The organism is Fusibacter ferrireducens, assembly GCF_015352425.1.
GTDB lineage: Bacteria > Bacillota > Clostridia > Peptostreptococcales > Acidaminobacteraceae > Fusibacter_A > Fusibacter_A ferrireducens.
Genome location: NZ_JADKNH010000020.1, coordinates 1 through 14791, shown reverse-complemented (window position 1 = coordinate 14791; position 14791 = coordinate 1). Strand labels below are relative to the sequence as shown.

Annotated in this window: 14 protein-coding genes; 5 read left to right on the top strand and 9 right to left on the bottom strand. The window is 37.8% G+C overall.

Annotated features, from left to right (window positions below; all coding sequences use genetic code 11):
• The first annotated feature begins 16 nt into the window (after positions 1-16).
• The 5 genes from ISU02_RS21900 (at position 17) to ISU02_RS21880 (ending at position 5012) form a co-directional block, all read left to right on the top strand.
• A complete protein-coding gene (locus ISU02_RS21900; protein ID WP_194703996.1) occupies positions 17-736 on the top strand; it encodes a hypothetical protein in 720 nt (239 codons plus the stop codon).
• Positions 726-1223 carry a hypothetical protein gene (locus ISU02_RS21895; protein WP_194703995.1) on the top strand — a complete coding sequence of 166 codons (498 nt, stop codon included), beginning with the start codon at positions 726-728 and terminating at the stop codon, positions 1221-1223. The genes ISU02_RS21900 and ISU02_RS21895 overlap by 11 nt, the downstream gene beginning before the upstream one ends.
• Positions 1224-1233: 10 nt before the next feature.
• Positions 1234-1965 (top strand): ATP-binding cassette domain-containing protein, encoded by a 732-nt coding sequence (locus tag ISU02_RS21890; protein WP_194703994.1) that lies wholly within the window; start codon positions 1234-1236, stop codon positions 1963-1965.
• A gap of 14 nt (positions 1966-1979) precedes the next feature.
• Positions 1980-3335: a hypothetical protein gene (locus ISU02_RS21885; protein WP_194703993.1), complete on the top strand. Its 1356-nt coding sequence runs from the start codon at positions 1980-1982 to the stop codon at positions 3333-3335.
• A gap of 105 nt (positions 3336-3440) precedes the next feature.
• Positions 3441-5012, top strand: coding sequence for a WG repeat-containing protein (locus ISU02_RS21880; RefSeq protein ID WP_194703992.1), 1572 nt, complete (start codon positions 3441-3443; stop codon positions 5010-5012).
• A 154-nt stretch (positions 5013-5166) separates the two neighbouring features.
• Here the strand turns inward: ISU02_RS21880 and pcp are convergent, their stop codons facing one another.
• The 9 genes from pcp to ISU02_RS21835 form a co-directional block, all read right to left on the bottom strand.
• Positions 5167-5808 carry a pyroglutamyl-peptidase I gene (gene pcp / locus ISU02_RS21875; protein ID WP_194703991.1) on the bottom strand — a complete coding sequence of 214 codons (642 nt, stop codon included), beginning with the start codon at positions 5806-5808 and terminating at the stop codon, positions 5167-5169.
• Positions 5809-5864: 56 nt separating this feature from the next.
• Positions 5865-6782 carry a DUF979 domain-containing protein gene (locus tag ISU02_RS21870; RefSeq protein ID WP_194703990.1) on the bottom strand — a complete coding sequence of 306 codons (918 nt, stop codon included), beginning with the start codon at positions 6780-6782 and terminating at the stop codon, positions 5865-5867.
• A gap of 5 nt (positions 6783-6787) precedes the next feature.
• The gene (locus tag ISU02_RS21865) at positions 6788-7480 is read right to left on the bottom strand and encodes a DUF969 domain-containing protein (protein WP_194703989.1); all 693 of its coding nucleotides are present in this window, start codon (positions 7478-7480) and stop codon (positions 6788-6790) included.
• 155 nt (positions 7481-7635) lie between these two features.
• Complete coding sequence (locus ISU02_RS21860; RefSeq protein ID WP_194703988.1) at positions 7636-8505, bottom strand: class I SAM-dependent methyltransferase; 870 nt, start codon at positions 8503-8505, stop codon at positions 7636-7638.
• A 530-nt stretch (positions 8506-9035) separates the two neighbouring features.
• The gene (locus ISU02_RS21855; protein WP_194703987.1) at positions 9036-10220 is read right to left on the bottom strand and encodes a flavodoxin domain-containing protein; all 1185 of its coding nucleotides are present in this window, start codon (positions 10218-10220) and stop codon (positions 9036-9038) included.
• Positions 10221-10556: 336 nt separating this feature from the next.
• Positions 10557-11042 (bottom strand): glutathione peroxidase, encoded by a 486-nt coding sequence (locus ISU02_RS21850; protein ID WP_194703986.1) that lies wholly within the window; start codon positions 11040-11042, stop codon positions 10557-10559.
• Positions 11043-11153: 111 nt separating this feature from the next.
• Positions 11154-12377: a metallopeptidase TldD-related protein gene (locus ISU02_RS21845; protein WP_194703985.1), complete on the bottom strand. Its 1224-nt coding sequence runs from the start codon at positions 12375-12377 to the stop codon at positions 11154-11156.
• A 53-nt stretch (positions 12378-12430) separates the two neighbouring features.
• Positions 12431-13765: a TldD/PmbA family protein gene (locus ISU02_RS21840; protein ID WP_194703984.1), complete on the bottom strand. Its 1335-nt coding sequence runs from the start codon at positions 13763-13765 to the stop codon at positions 12431-12433.
• Between the two features lie 369 nt (positions 13766-14134).
• Positions 14135-14677 carry an NADPH-dependent FMN reductase gene (locus tag ISU02_RS21835; RefSeq protein ID WP_194703983.1) on the bottom strand — a complete coding sequence of 181 codons (543 nt, stop codon included), beginning with the start codon at positions 14675-14677 and terminating at the stop codon, positions 14135-14137.
• Between the last annotated feature and the right edge of the window lie 114 nt (positions 14678-14791).

Sequence of the window (14791 nt, the reverse complement as noted above, 5' to 3'; positions counted from 1 at the left end):
AATAAGGAGAAGCACAATGAAAAAATACCTATCTGTATGGATGATTGCATCGAGAAGTACGCTTTATAAGATAGTAGGACTCTTGTTTCTAATGGCTGGCGCTGAAATTGCTCTTTTCTATCTGACATTGCAGACCGATGAACTCTATACATTGGACACTCTCATTACCAAAAGCCACATCCCCATTATAAGCGGGGTTGCTTTTTTAATGCTTTGTTACATTTTAAGTATCGTTGGTTATGAAACTTCCGGCAGTAAGATTCGGTATAGCATAAAAAGACTCACGGTTCGTGAAGAAACCATTACCACTTTATGGTCAATTTACAACATGGGATGTTTCATTATTTTTTTGGCAATGCAATTACTTGTTGTTTTATTTTTATGTCATCAATATACCGTCATCATGGACCCTATGTACTGGCATAACCAAACCGTTTTCCTAGCTTTCTATCATAATCCCTTTTTACATAGTTTATTGCCTCTTGAAGAAAGCAGTAGATGGATTCGAAATGGCGCCTTTATACTTGCTCTCGGCACTACCTCTGCCTTTTTTTCTCTCAGTCAAAGGCGCGGTAAAAGAAGTATTTCAATCGTCGTGATGTCTTTTCTGGTCTTTGTGAGCTTCTCTCAAGACCTCGGCAACTTTAGTTCTGACATATTTCTTACACTTGTTGCTTTATCTTTTGCAGGTCATGCTTTTCACAAGATTTGGCGAGGTATAAATTATGATTGTTAAGATAGAAAACTATGTGCCCGTGGGTATTGATTATGAGCAAGAAATTAAATGGATCTGTATTGGCCTTATTATGAGTACACTCTACAGCTTTGGTTTTCTTTTTTCGCTTTCAAGAGAATACAGTGCGCTCTTTACAGGCAACGCCTTTAATCCTGTACTCAGAAAAGACGCTATTATGCCCGATTTCGTAGAACTGTTCGGACACTATTGGATTGGATTTTTAATCGTCGTACTCTGTATGATTGCATTGTTTGTACACCATTACACCTATCACTATCAGAATAGCAAGAGTATTTATCTCATGCGAAGACTACCCAAGCGTTGGGAGCTTCTAAAGCGATGTGTCGCTCTACCCCTTTTTTCATCAGCTGCATCTATGCTTATAGCGCTGCTTTTAATGCTTGTCTATTTCGGAATTTATTTGTCGGTTACCCCTGAGACTTGTTTGGCACCAGATCAGTGGCAAAAAATATGGCATTTCTACTAGGAGTATAATTATGTTGGAACTCAATCATGTAAGTAAAAACTTTAATGGCTACCGAGCACTTAAAGAAGCGAGTTTAACGCTTCCAAGGGGTGAAATCATCGGTCTATTCGGGGAAAACGGTGCCGGTAAAACGACATTGATGAAATGTATTCTCGGCTATTTAAATTACACAGGACAAATCACTCTGGATGGGCATCCCATAACCCACAAAAATATTGCACATATTTCCTTTGCAACGAGTGAGCATTCTTTTTTTCCAAATTTAACAGCATCTGCACATAAAGCCTTTTACGAACTTCACTTTCCCACTTTTCGCGAGAAGCGTTTCAATGGCTTAATGACATTTTTCGAATTGCCCACACATAAATCTATCAAACACTTTTCAGTGGGACAAAAAAATCAATTTGAAGTTATTTTGGCATTATCTCAAGGCGCAGACTACATACTCATGGATGAACCCTTTGCTGGCAATGATATCTTTAACAGAGAAGATTTTTATAAGGTTTTGTTAGGCATTTTGGAGCCAACAGAAACCGTTCTCCTCTCCACACATCTTTTAGAAGAAGTTGAAAAATTTATTGGGCGTGCTGTCCTCATCCGGAAAGGTGAAATTGTAGGGGACACTACCGTTGAAAAACTTGCCGATTCTGGAAAGACACTCATAGACTTTGTGAAAGAAACCTATCACTATAAATCAGACCGCGTGATTCAAGCACTTTCCAACTTAACGGATGAGCGATAAAGAGAGGATTTACTATGCGAAAAAGCTTATTTTTGACATCACTATTATTAATCGTGTCCATTGGAACGATTTATGGCACAAATCATTGGCTGAACACGTTAAAAGATGCTATTGAAATTGAAGAAATAACCTTATTGGGTGACAAGTCTGCTGCAAAGGGCATTACTGTAAAAAGTCGTACAAACAGTATTCGTCATTTATTCTGGGAGACACAGTTTATAGTAGAAGACCCCCTTGATCCTAAAACGACGTTTATTTTTTCTCAAGCAGCAAAAGAAGAACCTCGAGTTAGAGTCCCACAGTTAATGATATCTTCGAGCATTGATTTTAGTATGGGGGGAAATGGTCTAGATCTCGAACAAGAGCATGAACTTGCAACAAAACCGGCCATTGATGTTGCCACTCGAACTCCAAATGGTGAAAAGAGAACTGAAATCGTTTCACTGAGTGATTACTACCCCTTTTATCCTGTGACCATGGATGTGGAATTGCCCTATGACTCAAACTTTATCTCCTATGCTCCACACGTCGTCACAAATTACTTTAAGATTCCAATATCAAAGCAGCATAAGCTTGAAGTTTCTGTGACTAAAAATACTTCAGGAGAGATCGTCGACGTAGAAAGCAATACCATCTCTGACAACAAGTCCCTCCAATCTGAAGCAGTCATCTTAAAATCCGGTTGTTACTACATTATCTGTTTTTCGGATGCACCTATTGAAAACTCTTTGGAAATTCCAATCCAGGTATCTGGCATCCATTTTCTACCCTTTGAAATTAAAGACGGGTTTCCAGAGGCAAATCTAACGAAGATGAAATGTGTCTACCCCTTTGAAGATAAATCAACCAAGGCACTCAGTCTCACATATGATGAAACCGATGAAACGCTACTCTTAATCACAAGAGAAGACAATGCTGTAATGCTCTCTGTCATCGATAGGCACTCTATGACTTTAATCCAAAAAACAGAAATTACAAAGACGGACTCTAATGTATCCTTTTCGGAAATCAAGCAATTGGATAATGCTTTTGTCATATCCTTTTCAGATCAGCGTTTTTACTTATTCTCTAAGACAACAGGACGACAATATGATCTCATGATGGCAGATGCCTTGCCTGATCTGGAGCAAATAGGCCATGTTTTCTTTGATCGAACGCAGATGGCCTACAACGGCAATCGGCTTGTTATGACTTTTTATCCGCAATATTATGAAAGCAGCCTCTGTTTAATCGTTTATGATCAAACCGGACTTGCCTACGTGGGCCAATATGCTCAAAGTACAGACCGATCCGTGAAGAGCAGTATTCATCAAAACGTTAGACCTATGGATCAATCCCCACTGAGCATCCTATTTGAATCTTCATTTTAATAATGTTATAATGAAGTAACTACTTTCATTATCCATATAAACCCTAATGGTATATGGTACATGATAAATCACATCTATGTAAATAACTTAATGGAGGACTACAATATGAATCATCGAAAAATAAGAATCTCTTTTGCTATCGTCGTTTTTTGCAGTTTAGCCTTGCTGGTTCTTTATGTTTTTGCCCACCAAGAGCCTGTTTCAGAAAACTCGATTTCAAAAGAGGCCATTTCTAAAGAGGCTACTTCTAATCCTGAGCTTGAAGAAACTGAGGTCCCTTTAACATCCTATTCAAGAATTGAACCCTTTTCATCTGACGGGATGGCTGCTGTAGAAAAAGATGGCTTATGGGGCTTTATAGGCACAGGTGGCACACTTGAAATACTGCCGCAATACACTAAAGTTACAGGTTTCACAAATGGCTACGCCATTGTTCACACACAAGATGGTACTCAAATTATAGATACATATGGTAACGAGATATTAGATAAACCCTTTATAGGCGAAATTTTTAATAATGATAATTACTATGCTGCTGTTAAAAATGGGCAATATCAAATTGTCGATATCAACGCAGGAAAAATCAATGCGCCCGCATTCGATCGTATATCTCCATTTGGACAGAATTTATTCGTCGTAAAAGTAAATGAGAAGTATGGCCTAGTGGATATGAACGGCAAAGAAATATGTCCCGTAGAATATGATGAAATCGCATCTAACAGCTACAGAAAAGACGCCCTTTGGGGCATTCTTGGAGATCATGGTGAAATTATATCTGACCCATTTTCTGATTCACCGTTTGAATTTGTAAATGGCGTATCTTCCTTTTTAGATCAAAATCATCTCTTTGGATACGTTACCAAGGCGGGCATCTTAAAAATACCATCAAAATTTAATGAAGCTCGATTCTTTAATGAGGATAGAGCCGTTGTATCTGTCAATAACGATTTTTTCTTAATTGATAGAGACGGGCAAAAAATAGGAGATACCTTTGAGTACATCGGATTTGAATCTGAAAATCGTTATCCAGCGGTTTCTAAAACCAATCATCTATGGGGTTTTATTGATAATGAAGGGGCATGGCTAATAGAACCACAATACGCTGCTGCTATAGAACCTTTTGAACTGGGCTTGGCCGTTATACAAGACACCGAAGGGATAAGCTCTATCATTGATACAGGCGGTAACGCCCTATTCTCAAAGAAAAGTTTTATTCGAAAAATCACTTATTCAGATGTTGACATTAGAGAACCATTTACTTTGAGCGATAGAGCCTTCTTTATCGTTCAGGACGATAAAAAGATAGACCTCGTCTGTATAAAAGATAACAAAGTGCTTTACGAAATTGAGGCAATAGATGCTTTACAAATCTTAAAAGATGAAAAAACAATCGTCTTTAGCCGCGATCATAGAAATTATTACTATGATTTGGAGGGCCAAACAAAATTTGAATTCACTCAATTCGATGAAGTATCGCCTCATATAAGCAACCATAGACTGGCCGTAAAAAGTGACGGCAAATGGGGTTTTATCAACACGGACTCTGGTGAATTGGTCATAGAATGCATCTATAGATCTGTCGAAGATTTTATAAATGGCTACGCAACTGTTAGATTGGATAATCAATATGATAATGTCAATGCAATAGACACAGAAGGCCATCTGATTATAAAATAAGCGACGAAATCTAAATCAAATGCTGAAAATGTGAAAATGGACTTATAGAGAAATATGGCTCCCATAAACGCTTGTCAAGCAAAACAAGTTTTATGGGAGCCTCTTTTTAAATTTTCTTTACTTATGATGCTTTACTTATATTTTTCCTCATCAACTAACAAATCGTACCTTCTGTTTGTTTTGAATCCAACTCTACTGCGCATGCTGTTTTGACTGCAATGCCAAGGGCTTTTGAAATACTGTCAAGATTCATGGACGGCATATTCGGTTTATCCAGTACCTGCTCCTCTAGGAACGGCACATGTATAAAACCACCTCTTATCTCAGAAAACTGAGTATTGATCATGTGCATGAGGCCATACATAATGTGATTGCAAACATAAGTGCCTGCTGAATTGGATACAGAGGCAGGTATGCCCCCTTCCCGGATGGCATTTGCGATTGCCTTGATTGGCAATGTGCTAAAATATGCAGCAGGACCACCCTCAACAATTGCTTGATCTACAGGCTGATTCCCCCCATTGTCTGGGATTCTTGCGTCATCAACATTGATCGCAACACGTTCAACACTTACTGTGAACCTACCACCTGCCTGTCCAACACAAATCACGACTTCAGGTTTTTCCTTTTCTATATGATTTTTTAAAACCTCAATCGACTTGTAAAATTTTGTTGGAATTTCAACTTTAACGAGCTCAATGTCCTCAAATGTATCCGGGAGCATTTTCACAGCTTCATAAGCTGGATTTTTACTTTCATCACCAAAAGGGTCAAACCCTGTGATCAATACTTTCATTGTTAAGTCCTTTCTAAAATGATGTTTAACGCTTACACTAAACGGCGCCCTAGCCTCTAAAATGCTAGAAAATACATGAGTGCCACATGTGTCACCCAAAGAGATAGTGCTATAGGTGCTTGCGCAATAATAACTCTGTAAGGATTTCTTGTTTCAAGCACTGCCGCTGGAACGATATTAAAGTTTGCCGCCATTGGTGTCAGTAATGTACCACAGTAACCCGCTGTAAGCGCAAGTGCCCCTGCAATTGCAGGATCTGCGCCTTGGGACATGACAAAAGGTACGCCAATACCTGCTGTAATGACTGCAAAAGCTGCAAAAGCATTGCCCATGATCATTGTAAAGATCGTCATGCCTGCACAATAAGCAATCACCGCAAGCAACTTACTGTTATCTGTGATAACACTTCCGATACCGCCAGAAATGACTTCCCCAACTCCTGCCGCTGTGAAGAGTGCACCCAGCGCTGCTAGAAGCTGTGGTAAAATACTTGATGGCCCTACTTGTTGTAATAGTCTGCTGCCATCATAAGCTAGCTCTGATGCAGTTGCCTTTGTAAATATAACGCCCAAAACAGTGGCAATAACAGCTGCAAATCCAAGACCCACAAGCGCACCAAGCGATGGCACAAATTGTGCAACTAAAAATGCTACAACGCCAATTGCAAGTGCAGGAATAAACAATCTATTTTGAATCGCTTTTGCTTTTTCTTGTCTAAATTTCTCATCGGAGTTCTTAAGCGAACCAAAAGTCACCTTCTTGGTCGCTGCAAGTAGAGCCATAGCCACTAATATTATACCAGAAGCTGATCCTGGAATGTACTTGCCAAAGATAAAGACAATCCCCAAAAGTGTCCAAAATAATGCTGTAATTTTTGCAGAAGGATGTTCGTGATCCTTAATGGCATAAACAGCAGTTATAATTGCAACAAGTCCACAGAGGACATACATGATTTCAAGTAACATGTCTTTCATGGTCATCACGCTCCCTTCTCTGAAACAGTTTTTGACTTAGCTTTAACAGCGGATAATTTTTGATCCAATCTCCAATAGGATACACCCGAATAAATAAATGTTATAATGGCCACTGGAACAGATGCTTTAGCGACATCAAGTGGACTTACCACAGTTCCAAGTTCCTCTAGAGTCCCTACAATGAGTAGCACACCAGCTGATGCAACAAATACATTTTGTCCAAAGAAGTTTCCATAATTTTCTGATGCAGCTGCATGTCCTTTGATCACTTCTTCTTCTACTTCCCCTATCATTGGATTGCTATTTTTCGCAGCACCAAATGCCATTGGATTAATAAGTGGCCTAATAAATTGTACATGCCCCCCTAATCTTACGGATAATGCACTTGCCACTAGGCGCACCAAAGTGTAGATCGAAAGCACACGACCTGCCGTGACCTTTTTCATCGAAGAAATTAGGTTTGCTGCCTGTTCCCTCAATCCATAGCGCTCAAGTATACCAATAACAGGTAATGTCAATAAGAAAAGCGACATATATCTCGTTTTGACAAATGAGGTGCCAATCACATCAAAGATTTGCATCAAATTCATCCCCCCAACAAGACCTGTTGCAATACCCGCTGTAATCACAACAGCCAAAGTATCGTATTTCCTAATAAAACCAATAACAATAATTAAAATGCCTATGAGCTTTAACATATGACTTTCCTCCTTTTCTCCTGCGGTTATTATTACTTTATTGTAATTTTTCTAAAAAAGCTGTTATCATCTAGGCATTTTTTTGTCATCTGGATTACAAAAAAAATGTCATCCAGATGACAGAGCTGAAATACTTTTATACTCAAAATTTGAGATCACTTTTCAATGACCATGCAAAGCGTTTTGGAAGGCTCTTCATACGACTTTCCTGAAATATCAGAGTAATAATCCAGCTGTCTATATGGAAAAACTGATAATCTTTCTCCGATACTCTCCTTCGAAAAATAATGCGTCCAAACTCTTGCAGAACTCATATTTTCACACGCATCAATTATAAGATACTGAAAGAGCTTAATATCGTCGTCATAATCAAACTGCTGTGTCATACAAATATAAGGATGGGGTTTCCAGTAACCAGAGATCTCCTCTAGATTCCAAACAGCAGTATGCTCTTGATCTTCAAACTGATGTTTTGTCAAGACATCAAAGATAAACTTGCCACCTGGCTTAAGCCATCGATTGACATTCATGAGCAATTTAAGCTGTTCGTCCACTTTTAAAGCGCCAAAGTCGCAATAAATAAGTGTGATTACATCATAGGTTTGTTCTAACGCCACCTGCAAGTAATCCGAGCAAATATAATCAATTGCAAGTCCAGTTAAACAGGCATGTTTACGAGCATACTCAATGGATCGATTTGAAAAATCCACACCAGTTACCTCATAGCCCTTTCTTCTAAATCGTTCTGAATATAGACCTGGACCACAACCTAGATCAAGTAACTTAGGAAATGCCGCCACAGGTGCGATCTGACTGATCCATTCCACAGAAGAGTCTATAAATTCAGCATTTCTGCTCGCTGCCTCTGTGGCTTCCGATAAGTGCGCCTCAAGCATGCCTTTAGAAATATGCTCGTCTTTCCAAATGTGAAGATCACCATCTTCATAAAGTGCTGGTTTTACAAGTTTTGAAGCTAATGTTTTAAATGTGATCTCTGCCTTTTTATTTCTTTTCTCTTTTAACATTTTAGATTCCTTTCTCAACCTCTTTAATAGTAGTTTAATCTAATCATTTATAGACGACATTTATCTCTTTTGTACATAAGGAAAAACTTTGGCTGCGTATAAAAAAAAGCGCTATAGATTAGATCTATAACGCCTTAGCAACTTATTCTATGCTTAAAGCTGGAGATCTAAACTCAAAATCTTTCCAAATAAAAATGAAACCACAAACCAACCCAGTCTATTTTTTATAGACTGAGGCTGTTTCATTTTTATTGAGTTAAAGATTTTTTGTTCATCTCCATGCTTTTCTTACACTATTTGATAACAAGCATCAAGTAAAGCCGGATGGCATACCACCTTTCAGTTTTTCCTATTGGATTAGAGTGTCGAAAATCCGTTTCGCGCAGGTCCTTTAACCATGCTGTATCGCATACCTCACGTATACGACATCGTCTAATAGAGCGTTGCTCAACATTTGATTTTTGACATTTTAACCTTATGTACAATTTCATCATAATTCAGCAACTTTATAATCTCAAGAGAAAAAACAATTATAATTTTTCAGCCAATACTTTTCCAAAGTCTTCACAGCGTTTAATCGCATTTTTATCAGGGTTCCACAATACACTAAGACTCTCTTCTAATATTTCAAAACCACATTGTCTAAGTTCCTCTGTGATGATTTTAAGCGATTCACCACTCCATCCATAACTTCCAAAACCCGCTGCCTTCTTATTTTTAAATTCATGCGATTTGATACTCTCAAGTATTGAAGCCATAGGCGATAATATACCTCTGTTAATGGTAGGTGAGCCTACCACAACGAGTTTCGATTTAAAGACTTCTGCGATCACATCTTTTTCATCTGTCTTGCTCACATTGAATAGTTTAACCTCTAGAGTGGGATCGACAGATTTAATACCGGTGGCTATGCATTCAGCCATAACCTTTGTGTCATTCCACATGGTATCATAAAGTATTACGCCTTGATGTTCCTGATAATGTCCAGCCCATTTTAAATACTGCTCTACAATCTGCATCGGATTATCTCGCCAAATAATGCCATGAGAGGTGCAAATCATATTCAAAGGTATATTGAGCCCAAGATATTCATGCATTTTTTCAATCGTAAGAGCGTTAAAAGGCGTTAAAATATTAGCATAATATTTTAACGCCTCCCGGTAGAGCACCTCCTGATCTACTAAGTCATTATACATAAACTTAGAAGTGTAATGCTGACTAAAAACACCACTGCTAAATAGGATGGCATCTGCTGTGTAATATGAGAGCATACTCCCGGGCCAGTTCAACATAAACGATTCAATAAAAATAATTTTTCCAGAGCCTAGCTCCAGTGTGTCACCGGTTTTAACTTCAATAAAATTCCAATCTTGTTGATAATGTTCTTTTAAAAATTGTATCCCCATCTTGGTACAATAAATCAGTGTATTAGGCATGTGCTTCATGAGCTCCGGCAAAGCACCATTATGATTGGCTTCAGCATTATTGATTATAATATAATCGATTTTATCGAGATCAATTTCGAATTCTAGACAACTGATATACGCTTTTGAGTAGGGCATCCAAACGGTGTCGATCAGAGCCACTTTTTCATCTTGAATTAAATATGAATTATGGGATGTCCCACTATACGCTAAGTGTTCACTGCCGCAATGTTCTATATATTCCTGGTCACTTTTACCTACCCAAGTTATCCTATTATTAATTTTAAACATACTTACACTCCTTTAAACTTCCCTTATTGTATTCGTTTCTACCACTAACCAATTTATCTACCTATAGTTTAGTCGTTTCAAGGTCTCAGTATATTGATACCTCAATGTGACAACCTTTAATCATTTCATAATTTGGAAACCATTTGTTGCTACACATTTCCCAAAAATGCGTTCCTTTCATATGATTTTTCTATGATATTTCTCATCTATTCCAGTCATTTTCTTTTGACTATTGGCTCTAAAATAAATGTTGAGAGGCATATAGGCTAAATTAAACTGGCCCTTATCCATTAGATAAGGGCCAGTTTAATTTGAATATATAAATCAGATTGCTATTTATACCTTAGGCTGCAATAATTTTTCAATAGCTAAAATCATCTTTTCTGGAGGTGTTGAAGGCGCATATCGCTTAACAACATTACCCTCTGCATCAATTAAAAATTTAGTGAAATTCCACTTAATTTCAGAACCTAAAAGAGAACCTTTTTCCTTTGAAAGATACTTAAACAGCGGATGTGCATGCTCACCTTTCACATCAATCTTGTCAAACAACGGAAACGTAACCCCATAGTTAATTTCACAAAAATTTTTGATATCTTCATTATTGCCGGGTTCTTGATGTGCAAATTGATCACATGGAAATCCCAAAATCACAAATTTTTCTGGACCATACTGCTTATATATTTTTTCAAGGCCCTGATATTGAGGTGTAAAGCCGCACTTACTTGCCGTGTTGACAACCACTACAACCTTTCCTTCATAAGTCTCCATGCTCACCTTTTCGCCATCAATCGTCATTGCTTCAAAATCATAAAACTTCATGCTGTCACCTCTTTTCGCTAATGTTACTTTAATATATATCCATTCAAGAGCGCTTCAAGCACATATTGCATTTATTTAAAATAATATAAGTTTTATTTCGCCTGCAGCGCATTATTTTACGGTCAAGTAATAACCTTGCAATTGCCCACTTTCACTCATATAAAAAGGATTTTCAAAAGTCCCAATATAATCATCTCCGAGCATATCGGATAGTTTTGAGGTCACTGTAAATTCCGGCAATTTCCCGATAATTTTTTCTCCATCAAATAAATAGCCCAGTTGAACGGGAGATGCATAGTGTCCATCGGCTGTAAAATCTCCCCCCTCTGCCATAGCGACAATTATTGCAGGCTTGCCGTTGAGCACTTTTTTAATGTTTTCAGAATCATTTCGGCACCTTAAAGATGTCGCCGACAGCATTGGCATACTATCGTATTCACCAGTGGCACCACCCGTATGTCTTATACCATAGATTGCAGCGGTCTTCTTATCCGAAAAAACATCTTTCAATACACCATTTTCAATCAAAGCCAATTTATCGCCATTTAGTTTAACCCCTTCATGGTCAAAAAAAGGTCTCGCCATTTCTGTAGGATCAAAATTTTGTTCTATTGTGAGTTTGGAGTTAAAAATTTTCTGTCCCATCTTCTGACTAAAAATAGAACTATTATTTGCATAATTTTCTCCGTTTAGGGCTTTATTTAAAAAGATTTTCATCTTACTTGTGTCCGTCATAAAGATAGGTAATTTTTCACCTCTAGGCAAGAGAACCGCATTTCCTTGCGCTCTTAACAGCATCTTATTAAAACTGACAAATTTGTCCATATCTAGTGTTCTGCCTTGATAGCTGATAAAGCCATCAAACAAGTTGGAACTGCTCTTTTCTTTGAGAATCAACTCGATTTCAAAAATGGCGTCTTGATAACTGAGTTCAAGTCCTTCAGAGTTATTAAACTCTATCTGAGTCTCGTTGAATCCAATCTTTTCACTAAAATCAAATTCTGGAAATTCCATTCTAAAAAAAGTAAGCATTTGTTCCGTAATCGACACGAGTTGCTCAGAATCAATTGCTTTAACGCGATAGTCCCTATGATCCTCATCCTGCTTTGTCAGTTCATAAGGGTACTTTATGCCTACGCTCAAATTTTCCTTTGCCATTGCCACAAGAGCATCATCTGAAAGATTCCCTATGGCTCCTGAAATCCCAATTAAGCCATTCTCATAGACGCGTACACCTCTCTTAGTGAGGTCTTTCACTCTCACAGCATCTATCTTTGTATTCAAAACCTTTATGACAGTTTCATTTTGTCTAACCGTAACAAATTCTTTTTTCATTACTCTACCTCTCCTCATTTTATATGAATTCAAATCCGTTCTATGCCTTTATATCATTGGACATTGAGTTTTCTCACTTTCGTATAAGGACCACCGAAACCTACTGGCAACGGCCATTGCTCCATTTTGCCACATCCGCCTCCTACAAATCCGAGAAACTCAAATTCAGAACTTACGGCATCGACTTCAGATAATGTCTCAAATACGTTGCCCGTCACAACTGATATTCTCACAGGTTGCGAAATTTTGCCATTTTCAATCATATAAGCCCTTGAAGGTGCCAATGTAAAAGTAGATAAGCCAGAGCCGTGTATAATCGTATCCACAAAAATGCCCTTATCTATTTCACTTATGATCTCTTTGAGAGGTCGATCTCCTTTTTCCAAATAGGTGGTCGTCATTCTCACAATAGGTTCAAATTCAAAATTCATCGCTCTTGCATTTCCAGTAAGATCTTCTTGAAGAAGGGCAGCCGTCTGAGTACTGTGAAGTCTGCCTGTAAGAATACCATCTGTGATGATCATCGTTTTTTTGCCCTCTGTGCCTTCATCATCAAATGGCACAAAACCATTTCCAAGAATATTGCCATCATCAACAATTGTGACAATCTCATTTGCAACCGATTTACCGATGGTCCATTCCGCTTGCATCGTTTCGTCACCCACCATAAAATCAGACTCACTTTTATGTCCAAAACTCTCATGTGTGAAGACACCTGTGGCCATAGGACTCAATAGGACAGTATATTCGCCTCCTACAACAGGGACTGCATTTTTTACGAATTCAATGGTCTTTTGGATTTCGTTACGGAAATACTCTTCAGTCATTTCTAGAGCTTCAAAAGTGTCAAAGCCTTTCGATACGCTCACTTGATCTTTTGATTCGCCATAAGCTATATCAAAACTCATCCTAATCCCACAGGTTTGTTTATCAAAGATCACTTCGGTTCCCTTTGAGGTGTATATTTGCTTAACCGTTCTATTATCCACATAAAAAGAAGTGTGATTGACAATAATGGGATCATCGAGTAACTCAAGCCTACTTTCTAAAAGATTCCGTTTTCTAAGAACAGATAAATTTGTAATGGGCTCATTTGCATAATTGAGCTTTGAAGTTTGATTTACTTCAAATTTTTGTACCACTGGATGTTCTAAAATATGAGGATTTGGTGTTGCCATTTGAGCGAGCTTATCAATTTGCTCTTGGACGAGATCAACCTCGGAAATAGAACTATAATACCATCGTTTACCATCAAATACCCTAATAAATGCCCCCGTGTTTTTTCTGATTTTTTGTTCAATGAGGCATTTTTTCTTAAAACTGATCTTTGTATCAAAACTTTCTTCAATTCTGACGTCCACATATAAGTCTTTTGGGAATATGTACATTTTAAACGCTCCTTTATAGATTATTTTTTTATATCATCCTCTCTATAGTTTATCTTACCAAATTTCAAAATAATAGTTAAAATTTAGTGAGTAGCCTTATTAAAATGTTTAAAATTTAACCGCCAATGTGAATTGAGAGCAATGATGTGCTCTAGCGTTTAACAACATTTGAGCCATCTCCCTATGTCTCAAAACGATTTTCGCTGACGCTGCTTGAGGTTGAACATCCCTCTTCACAGCTTTCTGCTCAAATCTTGTTGTTTTAATAAAAAAAGAACCAACGGTTTATTCTATAACACATCCGTTGGCTCTATAATTATATCTATATGCTTTATTGTTTTATGATTTTAAGAGTATACAAGTTATTTACTAAAATTTGTTAATCCACTCAATAAATGCAGATTTGAAATCGTCTAGGAATCCTTTTAAACTATCCGCATTGACTTTTCCATTTTCATCTAGCGAGTTCATAATGTTGCCAATATAGGCTTCTGGTTGTGATAATATATAGAGATTCAAAAATCCCAAAACTTGTTTCAAATGATGGTATGCGCCAAATCCTCCAACAGAGCCAGGAGACTCACTCAAGACAGCAGCTGGCTTGCCATTCCAAACGTTTTCACCGTATGGTCTTGAAGCGATGTCCAGTGCATTTTTAAGTGCAGCTGGGAATGAGCGGTTGTGCTCTGGTGTAATAAACAATACAGCATCCAATGCTTTTACTTCATTTCTAAATGAAACGTATTCCTTTGGTGAATTTTCGTCGAAATCCTGATTGTAGAGCGGTAAATTTCCAATTTCAATAAACTTGAATTCAAATCCCTCTACTGGTTTAGAAGCAATGTAATCTGCGATAGATTGACTAAATGCACCTTTTCTTAAGCTACCTACTACAATACCAATTGTTTTCATAATAACCTCCATTCCGCCGCTACCGCTGGCGGCACAAATAGTAATGAAAAAATGGTGTGCGGTTTTCACCATTCTGATATTATTAGACTAAGGAGAAGATTACACTACAAAGCA

Bases quoted from the DNA above. Each gene is read 5' to 3' on its own strand.
- ISU02_RS21880 (WP_194703992.1), top strand. From the start codon at position 3,441: ATGAATCATCGAAAAATAAGAATCTCTTTTGCTATCGTCGTTTTTTGC.
- ISU02_RS21890 (WP_194703994.1), top strand. From the start codon at position 1,234: ATGTTGGAACTCAATCATGTAAGTAAAAACTTTAATGGCTACCGAGCA.
- ISU02_RS21865 (WP_194703989.1), bottom strand. From the start codon at position 7,480: ATGTTAAAGCTCATAGGCATTTTAATTATTGTTATTGGTTTTATTAGG.
- ISU02_RS21850 (WP_194703986.1), bottom strand. From the start codon at position 11,042: ATGAAGTTTTATGATTTTGAAGCAATGACGATTGATGGCGAAAAGGTG.
- ISU02_RS21860 (WP_194703988.1), bottom strand. From the start codon at position 8,505: ATGTTAAAAGAGAAAAGAAATAAAAAGGCAGAGATCACATTTAAAACA.
- ISU02_RS21835 (WP_194703983.1), bottom strand. From the start codon at position 14,677: ATGAAAACAATTGGTATTGTAGTAGGTAGCTTAAGAAAAGGTGCATTT.
- ISU02_RS21840 (WP_194703984.1), bottom strand. From the start codon at position 13,765: ATGTACATATTCCCAAAAGACTTATATGTGGACGTCAGAATTGAAGAA.
- ISU02_RS21870 (WP_194703990.1), bottom strand. From the start codon at position 6,782: ATGAAAGACATGTTACTTGAAATCATGTATGTCCTCTGTGGACTTGTT.
- ISU02_RS21885 (WP_194703993.1), top strand. From the start codon at position 1,980: ATGCGAAAAAGCTTATTTTTGACATCACTATTATTAATCGTGTCCATT.
- ISU02_RS21900 (WP_194703996.1), top strand. From the start codon at position 17: ATGAAAAAATACCTATCTGTATGGATGATTGCATCGAGAAGTACGCTT.
- ISU02_RS21845 (WP_194703985.1), bottom strand. From the start codon at position 12,377: ATGAAAAAAGAATTTGTTACGGTTAGACAAAATGAAACTGTCATAAAG.
- ISU02_RS21855 (WP_194703987.1), bottom strand. From the start codon at position 10,220: ATGTTTAAAATTAATAATAGGATAACTTGGGTAGGTAAAAGTGACCAG.
- pcp (WP_194703991.1), bottom strand. From the start codon at position 5,808: ATGAAAGTATTGATCACAGGGTTTGACCCTTTTGGTGATGAAAGTAAA.
- ISU02_RS21895 (WP_194703995.1), top strand. From the start codon at position 726: ATGATTGTTAAGATAGAAAACTATGTGCCCGTGGGTATTGATTATGAG.